A 14,090-nucleotide genomic window follows, 5' to 3' on the forward strand; every position below is an offset into this window, starting at 1 on the left:
CGTCGTAGTCGCCAACTATTCTCCGAGGCGCTGCGAGCGAGCGGTCTAGGTTCTCGCATCTCAGTGCACCCCTCGACCATTCGCTCCGGAGTGCGGTCATCCGGCAGTCACTAGGTACGGTGAATGCCTACGCTGGTCATCCAGGTTGCTCAGATGGCGTATTGCATACGGGGTGGTGCGTGACTGTTCCGCGGCGGGTGTTCCTCAGTCATACCTCCGAGTTGCGGCGCTACCCGGAACGGCTGCCGTTCGTGGTAGCGGCGGAAGAGGCCGTTCTGGCCGCCGACCACCTGCCTGTGGACATGACGTACTTCACCGCCCGGGACACCCCGCCTGCCGACTACTGTCGTGAGCGCGTACGGGGTGCTGACCTCTATGTCGGCATCATCGGGTTCCGTTACGGTTCGCCGGTCCGTGATCTACCCGGCCTCTCCTACACGGAGCTGGAGTTCGAGGAGGCTACCGCGGCGGGTCTGGAGCGGCTGGTGTTCCTCCTGGACAAGGTGGCGGTGCGGGAGTTGCCGCCGGTGGCGGTCCAGGATGTGTTCGCGGAGCGTCAGGAAGCCTTCCGGCAGCGTCTGGGTGCCTGTGGGGTCACGGTGCGGCCGGTGCATGACCCGTACGAGCTCAAGGCAGCACTGCTCCAGGCACTGCTCCTGCCCTCCAGCCAGACGCGCTCCGGAAATGCGTTCGCGCGGGCCGCGGCACGCCTATCGGTGAGACCGGACATGCCCGTCCTGGTCGGTCCCCGGGCTCGGGAGGCGGTGGAGGCGGCACTGGCCGCGCTGTCCCGCGAGGACAATCAGGGGCACGGCTGGGTCGTGCCGACGCACCTGTCACAGGCGCTGGCTCTGAGGCGTGATCTGTCGGCGAGCGTGCCGGACGGTGTGCCGAAGAGCCGCTCCCTCGCGGCGGTCGACGCGTTGGTCACGGCCGTACGGACGGTGGAGTTCATCCGCTCCTGGATCGGTGAGGATCTGACGACCGCCCTCCTGCGGCGGGTCCTCAACCTGTTTCTTGGTACAGAGCCCCATATGCCGCTGACGACCCCGGTGCTCACCGACGTCGACGTCCTCGACTACCTGGCCTTTGACCACCCGGCCGCGGACCGGGACTGCCGCAGATGGGTGACGCGGTTCGTGCTTCTGCTGGGTCAGGAGGCCGGCAGGGACCTGGACGCGGCGTCCCTCGGCCGGTGGGCTGACAGCATCGACGCGCGGCTGCATCTGAACGACGCCGTGGCCTTCGCCCGGCGCACTCGGGGTGAGCACCGGCTGAGCCTGGTAGTCAGCCTTCACTCCTCGGTGGCCGGCGACTGGCCTCCCACGGTCGAGTGCTGGCTCCTCCAGGACGGGAGCATGATCCACCATACGGAGTTCCACTGCCCCTCGCCTGGAGAGCCCGCCGTGGAGGAGGCACTCGACGACGCCATCATCTGGGCGAACGAGCTGATCTCCGCGGATGGAGCGCGGAGCGACCCCGAACACCGGCCGCGTCCGGTAGACGAGGAGCCCGAACTCCGGCTGCGCCGGGTGGACATCGCGCTCCCCGTGGGACTGATGTTGAAGAGGTGGCGGCCAGAGGACGCGGGAGTGTTCGAGGCGCTCGTCGTCCGACACGACGTGGTCCTGCACTGGAGCGGCAGACTCGCTCCCACACGCATGCAGAAACGCCTGCAAGGCGCCGTACGCGACCGCTGGGAAGTGCTCTCCGACCGTATGCCCGGGGCACCCGTGGACTGGCTCGAGGCGCAGGACGTACTCAAGACGCAGACGCTGCGGAGCGCACTGCGCGACGGCCGCTACGCACGAGGTATCGGGCTGACCCATCACCCTGCCGACGGGGCGCAACTGATGGAGCTGCTCCTCAGCTACACGCCCGTGTTCGTCTGGCCGCACGACGACACCGGCCGTGCGACAGAGTGGCAGCAGGCCCTGGACCGCCACTGGAAGTCGATGCCGGGCGGGATGTTGCAGGCCTATCGACACGTCCGCAGCGGAGGTGATCCCGACGTGGTCACGGAGTTGCGGGTCGTATGGGACAGCGTGGACTGGCTTGACTTCTGCCGACGCCTCGCACTGCCGGAACCGAGCGCCCGGAACCGTCCGGAGGAGACCGCATGAACTGGAACACCTATTACCGCGGCACTGGGACGGCGGCGGGCGACGTCCGGCTTCCCCCGCCGCCGCCCTGGCGCACGTTCCCCAGAGCCTCGGCGGCGGAGGTGTTCCACCCGCCTGAGGGCCTCGTCGACGCGGTCAACGCCGCGCTGTGCCTGCGTCGTCCCCTGCTGATCACCGGTCCGCCCGGTTCGGGGAAGTCGACTGTGATCGAGCAGGTCGCAGCAGAACTCGGCCTCGGCCAGGTGCTGCGCTGGCACATCACGTCCCGCAGCACGCTCGCGGACGCGCTGTACCGGTACGATGCGCTCGGCCGCATCCACGCTCAGCGCCTCCAGCATGAGTTGGCGAGGGCGCGCCCGGAGGCCGTGCAGGTTGTCGACGACGTCGCCGAGTTCCTGCGCCTCGGCCCGCTGGGGACGGCGCTCCTGCCGTCCTCACGCCCCCGGGCTCTGCTTATCGACGAGATTGACAAAGCCGACCTCGATCTGCCGGGTGACCTCCTGGACGTGCTGGAACGGGGCGAGTACCGCATCGCCGAACTCCAGAGGGAGGGGCGGGACATTGCCGAGATCAGCGGCTGGGACGGCGAGGGCGGGTATCGCGTCGAGAAGGGCAGGGTGCAGTGCACCGAGTTCCCCTTCATCGTGATGACCAGCAACGAGGAACAGGAGCTGCCCTCCCCGTTCCTGCGCCGCTGTGTCCGCTATGAGATGCCGCCGCCCACGGTGGAGCTTCTCGGTGAGGTCGTCCGCGCGCACTTGGGCATGGACGGGGAGTCGGAGCCGGCAAAGACCCTCATCGACAGTTTCGTTACCCGGGTGGGCGCGGGTGAGAGGGTCGCCGTCGACCAACTGCTGGGCACCCTGCACATTCTCCGCGGCGTCCCGGAAGCGAATGTGGGCGAGCGGAAGCGGTTGGAGAAACTGCTGATGAAGGCCCTCGGCAGTGCCTGACAGCGCGTCTGGGGATGTCTCCGACGACGGGCTCACCGCCGTCGTCCGGGCGCTGACACGCGTGGACCCCGCTCTGGACCAGGTGGCCATCGCCGAGGCGCTGTGGCTGGCGGCCCTGCACCCGGGGCGTCGTGCCGACGAAGGCCGGCCGGCCGGGGATTTTGTCCGGGCAGCGAACCCACCAGTACCGGTCCGCGATGTCGACGCCCGCGCCAGACGGAGGCGCGCTGCGGCGCCAGCTCACGTGGACGACGGCGAGGGCTCGCTCACCCGTGCCCTCAGCCTTCCCGGCGGCCGGGCCCTTCCTCGTGCGCGTGAACTCGCGCGCGCACTCCAGCCTTTGAAGCGGTCCTGGCCGTGCGGGAACGAGAGTGAACTCGATGTCAGCGGCACCGTCGCGGAGTACGGGCGTACCGCTGACCTCGTTCCGGTCTTCAGCGCCGGCGCTGAGCGATGGTTCGACCTGACACTGGTGGTCGACCGCTCGGCGTCCATGGCCGTCTGGCGGAGCGTGATTGACGAGTTCACCCGTGTCCTCGGCAACCTCGGCGCGTTCCGCGTGCGCAAGGTGTGGGATCTGGACGCGGATCTGCCCGAGCCCCTCGTACGCCGGCAGGGCAGCCTTGCCGCGGAACGGCTCCCGGTCTCGGCACTGCGCTCGTCCCGGCCCCGCAACCTCACGGTCGTGGTGTCGGACTGCACCGGAGACGCGTGGCGCGACGGCCAAATGTGGGAACATCTGCGCCTATGTGCCCGCACCGCACCGACAGTCCTGGTCAATCCGCTGCCCACCAAGCTCTGGCGCCACCTGGGCATCGACCTCCCGGCGGTACGGGCCGGAGCACCCGCCGCTCCCGGAGCGGCCAACGTCGAACTCCGTGTCCCCGCAACCCTCGCGGGCCCTTCCGCCGAGCCGGTCGCGATACCGGCGCTGTCTCTCTCTCCCCGGTCGCTGGGCCAGTGGGCCCGCGTTCTCATGCGTGGCAGCCCGGAGCGGTGCGACGCCTTGCTCGTAGCCCCGCGCAACGAGCCGCGCGAGGAGGCGGCCCTGCCTGGCGGCCATGCGCACGAGGTATCGGCGGTGGAGGGCTTCCGCTACCTCGCTTCACCGATCGCGGTACGGCTCGCGGTACTCTGCTCACCCTTCCCGGCCTTCACGGTCGAACTGATCCAGTTCGTCGCGGAGATGCTGGTACCGGAGGCCACGACCGCCGACATCGCCGAATTCGTCGGCGCCGGGCCGGTCAGGCTCTCGCGCGCGGACGATGTCTGGGGCTCCACCGTGTGGATCAGGTTCCGCCCTGACGCGCGTGCCGAGCTCGCGGACATGCTGGGAGTCAGGGACGCCTGGCGCCTTCACGACGCGATCGCCTCCTCCCAGGAGTATGACGAGGACGAGCCGCACCGGCCCTGTGCTCTCGTCGCGGATCCGCCGGACCATCCCGACGCTCCGAGCGGCCATCGCCCGCTCGCCGAGGCGGCGGCCTACGTCCTCATGGCCCTCGGTGTGGGCGAAACGGCTCGCTCGGCCGAGTCGACGCTGGTTCCGGAGGCGACGGCGCCATCGGTGCGGGAGGAATCCCCACCACGTTCCGTCGAGGCCGGCGGAGCTGCGTCCCAGCCGCTGCTCAACGACCTGCGGGCCGTGATCGCCGGAGCTCAGGGGGTTCTGTTCGATTTTGACGGCCCCATCTGCAGGCTCTTCTCAGGGCACAGCGTGCCGACAATGGCTGCTGATCTCGTCAACTGGCTCGAGTCGCGCGGCTTGCACGGCCTGCTGACGGAGGAAGAGCGCCAGTTCCCCGACCCTCTTGTCATCCTCCGGGCGGTGGACCGACGGCATCCACATTCTGACCTGGTTGCGGAGCTGGAGGAGCGGATGACGCAGCAGGAGCTGCGCGCCGTACAGACCGCCTTCCCCACTCCCTACGCGGAGCCCCTGATCCGAACCTGGGCGGCGATGGGAGCGCGGCTCGCCATCGCCACGAACAACTCGCCGCGCACCGTGCAGGCCTACCTGAACAGCCGTGGACTCAGCGAGGTCTTTGACCCTCACATCTACGGACGCACCGTCGATCTCAGTCTGCTCAAGCCCCACCCACATGTCGTGAACCGAGCCCTCAACGCCCTGGGCATGCCTCCGGACAGGGCCCTGATGATCGGGGACACTCCGTCCGACGTGATGGCCAGCCGACAGGCGGGAGTCCCATTCCTCGGATACGTACGCAACGAGAGCCGCCTGCAGGCGCTGAACGCAGCGGGCGCAGAACTGACCGTGACGTCCCTTGACCCCGTCCTCCAACTGCTCCGGGGACTGTCCGATCAAGCGCCTGTGCCACGCTGAGCAGACGAGCCGTGGACGCTCCCCACCTCATCGCCCTTGTTCGCAGGCAGTTTCGGCGGCCCCGTGGTGGCGAGGGCGTCCATCCCGCCCTCCCGCCAGGCAGGCACGCCGCCAGGGTTCCACCGACCGCTCGCTCACCCGCAGATCCCTCGCGATCACCGCGGTCCTCTCGCCGCGGGCGAACCGCTCGCCCGCCTCGTAGAGCAATTGTCAATTCCTGTGGATCGGTGCTGTCGCATGGTTATGCGCTGAGGTGTTCGTGAAGCATCTGCCAGGTTCCGGCGTTGTTGACGAGCACGTTGGTGCCGCGGCCGCTTCCTGATCGCGGCTGGCCGTCGATGGTTCCGGTCCAGGCGAACCGGTAGCGGCATACCGCGTGGTCATCGCTTCGGGCGATCCACTCCACGTCGTTGATCTGATAGACCTCGTCGCGGATGGTGGCGAAGGTCTCGGCGATGGCGGTGAGGATGGCTTCGCGGCCGCGGTGCGATCCGTCGGAGAACCAGTAGACGGCCTCGGGAGCGATCAGCGGGACGAGCTGGGTGATGTCGTGGCTGTTGGTGGCCTGCTCGTAGGCGCGGATGAACTCGGTGAGCGGGGCGGTGGGTTCGGGCATCGGCAAGTCCTCTTCTCCCTTGCGGGGCGCGACACGTGACAGGGGCTGTGAGGCAGCCGTGGCCTGCTCTCGCTCGACGAGGACGCCGTTTTCGAACGTGGCGCCCGCGCGGACCAGGGCGACGAGGTGGGCACCGGTGACCGCGCGCCACCGGGCCTGGGCGGACTCGACAAGCTTGAACACCATCGCGAGGGCCGCGCCCGGGCTGCCGGCGCCGCGGGTGACCTTGGTGCGGAGCTTGACGGTGGAGAACATCGATTCGATGGGGTTCGTGCTCCGCAGGTGGATCCAGTGCTCGGCCGGGAAGTCGTAGAACGCCAGCAGTTCCTCGGCGTCGTCGGTGATCTTCGCGACGGCCTTGGGGAACTTGGCGCCGTAGGTCTTCGCGAACACCTCGATCGCCATCTCGGCGTGGGTGCGGTCCTCGGCGTTGTAGACCTCCTACATCGCCTTCGTCGCGCCCGGCTGTGCGGACTTAGGCAGGGCGTTCGTGACATTGCGGGCCTTGTGCATCCAGCACCGTTGGTGGCGGGCGGCCGGGAACACTTCGGCCAGGCCCTTCCACAGCCCCATCGCGCCATCGCCGACGACCAGCTCGGGATCGCGCATGCCCCGGCGGCGGCAGCAGGTCGGCCCACGACTCGGTGGACTCACGCAGCTCCTCGGCCGGCGCGATCAGCTCCTTGGTGCCGTCCAGGCGCACTCCCATCAGCACCAGGACGCAGGAGTGCGCCTGTCCGAGCCGGACCTTGGGGTGCACGCCGTCCGCCCACACGTAGACGTAGTCGCTGTCGGCGAGGTCGCGCTGCTGGAAGGCGGCGTGGTCGTCCTGCCACTGCTTCGACAGCCCGGCCGCCGAGCCGAGGAACTGCTCCAGCGCGGGCACGAAGTGCCCCGAGGGTAGTCCGTGCAGGTAGAGCAGCGGCAGCACCTCGCTGACCGTGGGCGACTTGCGGCACCACGGCGGAAGGATCTTCGAGGAGAACCGCATCCGCTCGCCGGTGGCCGCGTCCAACCGCTTGTCGTTCACGCGCGGGGCCGTGACCTCGACCGGTCCGGCGGTGGTGGTCACGGTGCGGGGCCGGTGGTGGCCGTTGCGGACGACCAGGCGGCGCCCGGCCTCATCTGTCTCGCCGGCCAACTCGGCTATGCACTGATCGACTTCGGCCTCCGGCGCGGCGGCAAGCATCCGCCAGGCGCCCTCGCGGACGATCTCGTCAATCAGGGAACCAGTCTCGGTGGTGCCGTCGGCAGTCACTACGCTGAGCACGGGCGTGCCTTCCCGACCCGCGCTGGGAACGCGGGCCTCTACTCGGTGATTTGTAAACCATTCGGGAAGGTACGCCCTTCGCGCACTCTCCGAGAGCCGATCCACAAGTCCTGAGCATTGCTCCGCCTATTGGTTCCCCGGCCTCAACGCCCAAGGATAGATCGGCGGCACCGGCACCCATGCACCTATCACCGTTCAGACGGTGTTGGCGCCCGCGGCACGGGACGGACCTCTGAGAGGTCGTTTTGAGAGCATTTGACGGGGAGGCGGTAGGCGCTTGAGTCTCGCGGACCTTCATCGGCTATAACTCCCGCCACGTTGCACGAGAGAGCGTTACGCGATACTCGTCCTGTGGAGTGGTTCGAGCGGGCCTGGGCAGCGGAAAATCTCCGGGATTGGGATGCGGCCATCGCGCTGGTAAGCGCCCGCGCCGCGTGCTACTCCACCGATCACTACATGCACGACAACCACTTGTGGCACATGGATTTGCTCGTCCGTGCGGGGCGGTTCTCGGAGCTCACGGAACTCGCTCTCACGGATGTCCATGCGCGTCGGAGGCTCAACAGATCGCTTCGCGAGCAGGGGATGGAGGCGGCGCTTCGCGGCCGCGCGCAAGGTGGTGACCGCGACGCTCTGTACGTTTTTGTTCGGCTGCTGTGCGAGACAGAACGGGCCCAGGAGGCCCATCGAGCGGTCCAGGACCTCGGCCCGGAGGATCAGTACGCACACCAGATCGTGGCCCGCTTTCGATCGCCGTCAAGCGGTGCGCAGTAACGCTCGACACCCGCCTTGTCCGACCTGTCAGGAGGCCGTTCGTGGAGTGTCTCGTTCGTGGGTGAGACAAAGGCAGGGCCGCTGGTCGCGGCGCTCGTCGGTTACTGCTTCCTGGCGAAGCTGCCGGCCTCGTCTTCGGTGATGATGCCGAGCTTGACCAGGCGTTTCAGCTTGGCGCGGGTGCCTTCGATCTTCTTCGGCAGCGGTTCGTGGTCGAGGGCTTCGCAGACGTCGCGGGCCCGGAGAGGGCTGGTGGCCTCGTTGAAGACGGCGAGGATGCGGGGGTAGTCCGGGTGCTCGGGCAGGTCCGGCGAGTCGGCCCGGGCGGGGATCCGGTCGGCGAGGGCCGTGACGGTCTTCCTGGTGATCGCCAGGTGTTCGAGGTGGGTCTCGGCCTCCCCCAGCCGGGCTTGAAGCTCGTCGATCTGGGTGCGGAGGTCGTCGGCCAGGGACCGGGCGGCATCCTCCTGGATGTCGAGCGCGTCGAGCAGGGGCTGGACGTTCACCCGGGCACCGCCTGCGGGTCGCGCCAGCTGAGGGTATTCGCGCCGGTGAGGCGACGGACCATCACATGAGTCATCGCCCAGTAGACGCGGGAGGCGGAGGATGACGGGCGGTGCTCGTAATCACGGACCAGGCGCCGGTGCAGTATCAGGATCCCGTAGGTCTGCTCGACCCTCCACCGCTTCGGCTGCGGGACGAACTCCTTGTCCTGCGGGTTGCGTTGTACGATCTCGACGTCGATGTCCAGGCGGGTGCCGTGGACGACGACCTGGTTCTTGAAGCCCTGGTCGACCAGGGCCTTCTCGACGGTTCCGCCGGCGTGCTCGCTGACCTGGTCCAGCAGGGCGATGCCCGCGGCGTTGTCATGCGTGTTCGCGGCGAGGACGGCGACGGCGATGACCAGGCCCAGCACGTCGACCGCCAGGCCCCGCTTGCGGCCCGGCACCCGTTTCGCCGGATCCCGGCCGGTCGTGGAGGCGGGGACCCCGGCGGCCAGATGGACACTCTGCGTGTCCAGCACCACCAGGGTCGGGTCCTCTAATCGGCGGGCCTTCTCACGGACCTGGCAGCGCAGGAGCTCGTGGATGACCTGGTCGGTTCCGTCGTCCCGCCAAGCGGCAAAGTAGTAGTACGTCGCGCTCTTCGGCGGCAGGTCGTGCGGGAGGTATGCCCACTGGCAGCCGGTCCGGCCCTGGTAAAGGATCGAGTTCACGATCTCCCGCATCTCGTAGGCCCCCTGGTGGCCGCTCACCGAGCGGTGCCGGTCCTTCCACGCCGTGATCACCGGCTCGATCAACGACCACTGCCCGTCCGACAAGTCACTCGGATACGGCTTGCGTTCACTCACCCCGCCACCCCAACAGACCACCGGCCGTGGAACAGCAGAATCCGCCCCCGCCCACACCATCAGGCGATGACAGAACCACTCAAATATTTACGAACCGCCCTCTGAAAGCACCCCTAAGTCAAATGGGTGTGGCTCCTTTGGAGGGGGGAGCGTACCCGGGTGCGTTCCGCTGGTGGCGGGCTCTGCCTGGGCCCGGCGGTCAGCGGTAGTAGGGCTCGACCGCGGCCCGTACCTCGTCGAGCAGCGCGGGGCCGTCCTGCGGCACGGGCGGTCGGCTGCCGCCCGGCCTGATGTCCAGGAGCTGTTCGTTGGACAGGGCGAACACCACTCGCCGCAGCCCTGCCCATTGGATGACGGCCTCGCACATCCCGCACGGCTGGCAGCTGGTGTACATCGTGGTGCCTGCCGCGGTCTGCGCGTCGAGTTCTCTTGCGGCCCACCTCGCCAATTTGAGTTCCGGGTGTGCAGTGACGTCGTTGTCGGTGAGGGTGGTGTTGTGCTCCTCGGCCAGGATCGTCCCGTCCGGTCCTGCCAACAGAGATCCAAAGGGCGGGTTGCCGCTCGTGCGTGCCTTGGCCGCGAGAGAGATGGCCTGTCGGAGGAGGGTGTGGTCGTCGGGTGTGGTCATGACTGCTCCATCGTGGTGCGGGGTGGGGTGCTGGGCGGGAGCAGGTGCGCGGCCACGGTGGCGAGGGCCTGCCAGGCCGCCTGCGGGTGACATGTCGCGTGGGGGTCGCCCGGGTAGGTGTCGAGGACGACGGACTTGGCGCCCAGCAGCCGCAGTTGGTCGAGGTCGTCCATGATCTGGTCGATGGTGCCCTCACCGGCGAGCCGTCCCGCTCCGTCGACGGGTTCCTTGGCGAGTCGCAGGGCGATGCGGGGAGCCAGGGCGGGCACGGGCAAGTCTTGCTCGTCCGCGTACGTGTGCAGCCTGCCTGCGGCTTCGCGCAGCCACGGCACGGTGGGGTGCAGCGGGTGCCATGCGTCTGCGAGTCGTACGGCCCGGCGCAGGCCCGCGTCGCTGCTGCCGCCGACCCACACCGGGATCCGGCGGTCTCCGTATGAGGCGGTGTCCTTCCAGGCGGCCCGGATGTCCCGCAGGTGGCCGTCGGTCAGCTGTCCGCGCTGTGAGAACGGGATGTCGAGGGCGGTGAACTCCTGCCGCGCCCAGCCCACTCCCACGCCGAGGACCAGCCGGCCGCCGCTCAGCTCATTCAGATTGGCCGCCATGCGGGCGGTGAGCAGCGGGTGCCGGTAGGGAGCGATGAGGACCGTCGTGCCGAGCTGGATACGGGTGGTGAGGCCGGCCAGCCAGGACAAGGTGGTGAACGGCTCGTAGAAGGGTGCCGGATAGCGCTCGGCGACATCCGGCGTAATGGCGATGTGGTCCGAGATCATCAGTAGGTCGAAGCCCAGGCCCTCCACGGTCTGGGCCCAGCTTCGCAACACTCCGGGGTCAGTGCCCGGGCCGAAATTGGGGACGTTCACTCCGATCTTCATAGGGCCCAACCCTAGGCAGGACGTATAGATCGCCAGAAGGGATTCCCGCCTGTTCAGAGGCGGTTCAGCCGTGGATCCGCCGGTAGAATGGGCGTATGACCGAGAGTCTCGACGTGACGGACTGGGCGATCCTGGCAGAAGTCCAACGGGACGGCCGGATCCCGTTCACCGAGCTGGCACGGCGGGTGAACCTGAGCGCGTCGGCGACCAAGGAGCGGGTGCGCCGGCTCGAGGAGGCCGAGGTGATCACGGGGTACCGTGCGGAGGTGAACCCGGAGCGGACCGGTTACCCGGTGATGGCGGTGGTCCGGCTCAAGTACCCGGGGCCGGGAACCCGGCACCACCCGCTGCGCCGGCTGCTGGAGGAGCGCCCGGAGATCCTGGAGTGCCTGCGCACCACCGGAGACGACTGCTACGTCATGAAGGTGGCGGCGACGTCGATGGCCCACCTGGAGGAGATCGTCGACGAGCTGGCCGAGTTCGGGAGCACCACCACCAACCTCGTCCTCAGCCGGACGCTCCCGTTGCGCGGCCCGGGGGTGCCTCGGGTGAACACCGTCAGGTAGGCGCTGACGTGGCGCGGACTCCACTCCATCGCCGGGGCCCGGCCGGCGCCCGATCAACTGCCCGTCATCCGCTGTCACCTGTTTCTTGCGAGGAGGCCCCGGCGTTCACGCCGGGGAGGAATCGCGCCCGGGTGTCACGACGCGGAGCGTCGCCGCATCCGGTTCAGGGCGCGGAGCGCCCGTACTGCTGCCTGCCTTGCCGAGAGTGATACGAACACGCGTGCCTGTGATCGCTGGTCGGGGTGGTGGCCGGGGATCGGGGTGCGTTTGTGCGGCTGTCGTACATATGGTCCTTCGCGGGGTCCGGGACAGCATCGTGTCCCGGCCAGGGGCCGGAAGGGGGCGAGATGGCGCAGGTGACGGCGGCTGCCGAGGCCGGGCAGGCCCGCTACACCTACCGGCTGCGCGTGTCCTCCACCGCCCGCACGCTGCTGACGGCCGAGTGGGACCGGTGCCGCTGGGTGTGGAACGAATGTGTCGCCAAGTCGAAGCAGGTCCATGCCTGGAACCAGAACCGTCCCAAGGACACCGACAAGCAAACCTGCGGCCCGGCGCAGCTCGACAAGATGCTGACCGACGCCCGGGCGCGCACGCCGTGGCTGCGGGAGGGCTCGTCGGTTCCCCAGCAGCAGATCATCCGCGACTTCGGCAAGTCCCGGGCCAAGGCGCACAAGGACATCCGCGAAGGGGTTGCGCAGCGCCGTCGGGCGGGGATGCCGACATGGAAGACCAAACGCGAGGCACTGCCCACCCTCAACTACACCCGGCGCGGGTTCCGGCTGTCGGAGGGCAGGCTGCACTTGGCGGGCGGCATCGTCGTGACGGTGGTGTGGTCGCGGGAACTGCCCGCCGCCCCTTCCAGTGTCCGCGTCTACCAGGACAGCCTGGGGCACTGGTACGGCTCGTTCGTCGTCCCCGCCGAGGTGCAGCCGCTGTCTAGGACCGGCCGTGTGATCGGTGTCGACTGGGGTGTGAAGGAGACCGCGACCACCACCTCCGACGCGTACGACCTGCCGCACGCCGGGCACGGCAGGAAGGCCCAGACGAAGCTGACCCGGTACGACCGGATGATGGCCCGCCGCAAACCGCAGCAGGGCAAGAGTGGGTCGAAGGGGTACCGCGAGGCGAAGACACTGCGGGCGAAGGCGCACAAGAAGGTCGCCGGGCAGCGTGAGGACACCGGCCGCAAGTGGGCCAAGAAGGTGGTCCGCGACCACGACGCCATCGCGGTGGAGGACTTCAAGCCGAAGTTCCTGGCCAGGACCACCATGGCCAAGAAGGCCGCGGACGCCGCCATCGGCGCCACCAAGCAGGCCCTGATCGAGATGGGCCGCAAGCACGGGCGGGACATCCGCCTGGTCCACCCCGCGCACACCACGATGGACTGCGCGCAGTGCGGAGCGAGAGCCAAGCACCGCCTGCCGCTGGGTGAGCGCACCTACACCTGCACCGCATGCGGAACCGCGTCCCCACGGGACAAGAACTCCGCTCGTGTGATGCTCGTCCGGGCTGGTCTCAACCCGGCTGGTGCCGATGGCACAAGACCTCCTGGTGCGCTGCTCCAGGAGGCAGCCTGAGCCAGGAATCCCCTCCCGTCAGGGAGGGGAGGATTCAAAGGGAGATGGGACCGAAGTCGGCGGCGGTCTGGGCCAGCGCGCGGAGGGTGGGGCCGTCGGCGGTGGATCGCCACGTGAGGGCCCAGTGCATGGTGGGGGCGTCGTGAACGGGGAGGAAGACGATGCCGGGGGGACGGTTGTAGCGGGCGGCGATCTCGCCCAGCGGGTGGACACACTGTCCGGAGGCGACCAGAGAGAGAACCTCGTGGAAAGTCCGCGCGGCGGGCCCGCGCGGGATACGGCGGCCGAGCGGCGTACGCGTGGGGACCATGGCCGCGATCCAATACTCGGGGGCGGCGGGGCCGAAGTCGACGACATGGTTGTCGCCGAGGTCTTCCAGCGACGCGGTGCCGCGCTCGGCCAGTGGATGGTCTGCGGCCACGGCGAGCACGCGGCCTCCGGTCAGCACGGTCGGGCCGACCGTGAGGTCCGGTTCGGCCACCGGAAGCCAGAGCACGTGCGCGTCGTGCTCCCCGGTGCGCAGCGCGGTGAACGGGTCGCTGCCGTTGATCTCGCCGAACTGGACATCGCTGCCGGGGTGGCGGGAGCGGAAGGCCTCGATGAGCGGGCGCAGTTCATGGCCGGCATGGCCGAACACACCCAGGCGCAGGGTCTGCCCCGTCCCCGCTCCGGCCGCTTCGGCGCGGGCGAGCCCCTCCCGCAAGAGGTCGACGGCTTGCTGGAGGTCCTCGCGCAGACGCCGGCCGACCGGGGTCAGGGCGACGCGTCGGTTGGTGCGGTCGAACAGGACGACGCCGAGGCGCCGTTCCTGCTTGGCGATGGCCTGACTGACACGGGCCTGGGACACATGAAGCCGCTCCGCGGTGCGGCCGAAGTGCAGCTCCTCGGCCAAGGTCAGGAAGATCTCGATGTCACGCAGCTCCATGCACAACCCCCACCCATGCACTACCCCCACCCATGCATAACCGCCACCCATGCATAACCGCCACATTATGAATAGCCCGAGGAACCTTACA

Annotated in this window: 12 protein-coding genes and 3 pseudogenes; 7 read left to right on the top strand and 8 right to left on the bottom strand. The window is 68.7% G+C overall.

The window, feature by feature from the left end; translation table 11 throughout:
• The first annotated feature begins 179 nt into the window (after positions 1 to 179).
• The 4 genes and pseudogenes from OG252_RS51280 (at position 180) to OG252_RS51295 (ending at position 5,420) form a co-directional block, all read left to right on the top strand.
• Entirely contained in the window at positions 180 to 2,123 is a 1,944-nt protein-coding gene (locus OG252_RS51280) for a DUF4062 domain-containing protein (protein WP_266447907.1), read from the top strand.
• Positions 2,120 to 3,076, top strand: a complete 957-nt coding sequence (locus OG252_RS51285; RefSeq protein ID WP_329344979.1) for an AAA family ATPase — start codon at positions 2,120 to 2,122, stop codon at positions 3,074 to 3,076. The genes OG252_RS51280 and OG252_RS51285 overlap by 4 nt, the downstream gene beginning before the upstream one ends.
• Positions 3,077 to 3,158: 82 nt before the next feature.
• A pseudogene (locus OG252_RS51290) lies at positions 3,159 to 4,436 on the top strand (SAV_2336 N-terminal domain-related protein); the annotation flags it as partial.
• Positions 4,437 to 4,616: 180 nt separating this feature from the next.
• Entirely contained in the window at positions 4,617 to 5,420 is an 804-nt protein-coding gene (locus OG252_RS51295; protein ID WP_443068519.1) for an HAD family hydrolase, read from the top strand.
• Here OG252_RS51295 and OG252_RS52570 read toward each other — a convergent pair.
• The 3 genes and pseudogenes from OG252_RS52570 to OG252_RS51305 form a co-directional block, all read right to left on the bottom strand.
• Positions 5,408 to 5,627, bottom strand: a pseudogene (locus OG252_RS52570) (IS630 family transposase); the annotation flags it as partial. The gene OG252_RS51295 and the pseudogene OG252_RS52570 sit on opposite strands and share 13 nt — an antisense overlap.
• A 34-nt stretch (positions 5,628 to 5,661) precedes the next feature.
• A complete protein-coding gene (locus OG252_RS51300) occupies positions 5,662 to 6,036 on the bottom strand; it encodes a YybH family protein (protein WP_266449060.1) in 375 nt (124 codons plus the stop codon).
• A 54-nt stretch (positions 6,037 to 6,090) separates the two neighbouring features.
• A pseudogene (locus OG252_RS51305) lies at positions 6,091 to 7,306 on the bottom strand (IS256 family transposase); the annotation flags it as partial.
• A gap of 351 nt (positions 7,307 to 7,657) precedes the next feature.
• On the opposite strand from OG252_RS51305, the gene OG252_RS51310 reads away from it, so the two are divergent.
• Positions 7,658 to 8,080, top strand: a complete 423-nt coding sequence (locus OG252_RS51310) for a hypothetical protein (protein WP_329344980.1) — start codon at positions 7,658 to 7,660, stop codon at positions 8,078 to 8,080.
• A 101-nt stretch (positions 8,081 to 8,181) separates the two neighbouring features.
• Here OG252_RS51310 and OG252_RS51315 read toward each other — a convergent pair whose 3' ends face one another.
• The 4 genes from OG252_RS51315 to OG252_RS51330 all read right to left on the bottom strand — a co-directional run bounded on the left by OG252_RS51315 (position 8,182) and on the right by OG252_RS51330 (position 10,931).
• Positions 8,182 to 8,586 (bottom strand): hypothetical protein, encoded by a 405-nt coding sequence (locus tag OG252_RS51315; protein ID WP_329344981.1) that lies wholly within the window; start codon positions 8,584 to 8,586, stop codon positions 8,182 to 8,184.
• Complete coding sequence (locus OG252_RS51320; RefSeq protein WP_329344982.1) at positions 8,583 to 9,431, bottom strand: IS5 family transposase; 849 nt, start codon at positions 9,429 to 9,431, stop codon at positions 8,583 to 8,585. Before OG252_RS51320 ends, OG252_RS51315 begins: the two co-directional genes overlap by 4 nt.
• Positions 9,432 to 9,630: 199 nt before the next feature.
• Entirely contained in the window at positions 9,631 to 10,059 is a 429-nt protein-coding gene (locus OG252_RS51325; RefSeq protein ID WP_329344983.1) for a nucleoside deaminase, read from the bottom strand.
• Positions 10,056 to 10,931, bottom strand: coding sequence for a TIGR03619 family F420-dependent LLM class oxidoreductase (locus tag OG252_RS51330; protein ID WP_329344984.1), 876 nt, complete (start codon positions 10,929 to 10,931; stop codon positions 10,056 to 10,058). Before OG252_RS51330 ends, OG252_RS51325 begins: the two co-directional genes overlap by 4 nt.
• Positions 10,932 to 11,026: 95 nt before the next feature.
• On the opposite strand from OG252_RS51330, the gene OG252_RS51335 reads away from it, so the two are divergent.
• On the top strand, positions 11,027 to 11,497 hold the full coding sequence (locus OG252_RS51335) for an Lrp/AsnC family transcriptional regulator (RefSeq protein WP_266447448.1): 471 nt from the start codon (positions 11,027 to 11,029) through the stop codon (positions 11,495 to 11,497).
• A gap of 347 nt (positions 11,498 to 11,844) precedes the next feature.
• Positions 11,845 to 13,074, top strand: coding sequence for an RNA-guided endonuclease InsQ/TnpB family protein (locus OG252_RS51340; protein WP_266447451.1), 1,230 nt, complete (start codon positions 11,845 to 11,847; stop codon positions 13,072 to 13,074).
• A 34-nt stretch (positions 13,075 to 13,108) separates the two neighbouring features.
• On the opposite strand, the gene OG252_RS51345 is transcribed toward OG252_RS51340, so the two are convergent.
• Positions 13,109 to 13,999: a LysR family transcriptional regulator gene (locus OG252_RS51345; RefSeq protein ID WP_266447453.1), complete on the bottom strand. Its 891-nt coding sequence runs from the start codon at positions 13,997 to 13,999 to the stop codon at positions 13,109 to 13,111.
• Between the last annotated feature and the right edge of the window lie 91 nt (positions 14,000 to 14,090).

Source organism: Streptomyces sp. NBC_01352 (genome assembly GCF_036237295.1).
In the GTDB taxonomy this organism is placed as follows: Bacteria; Actinomycetota; Actinomycetes; order Streptomycetales; family Streptomycetaceae; genus Streptomyces; species Streptomyces plumbiresistens.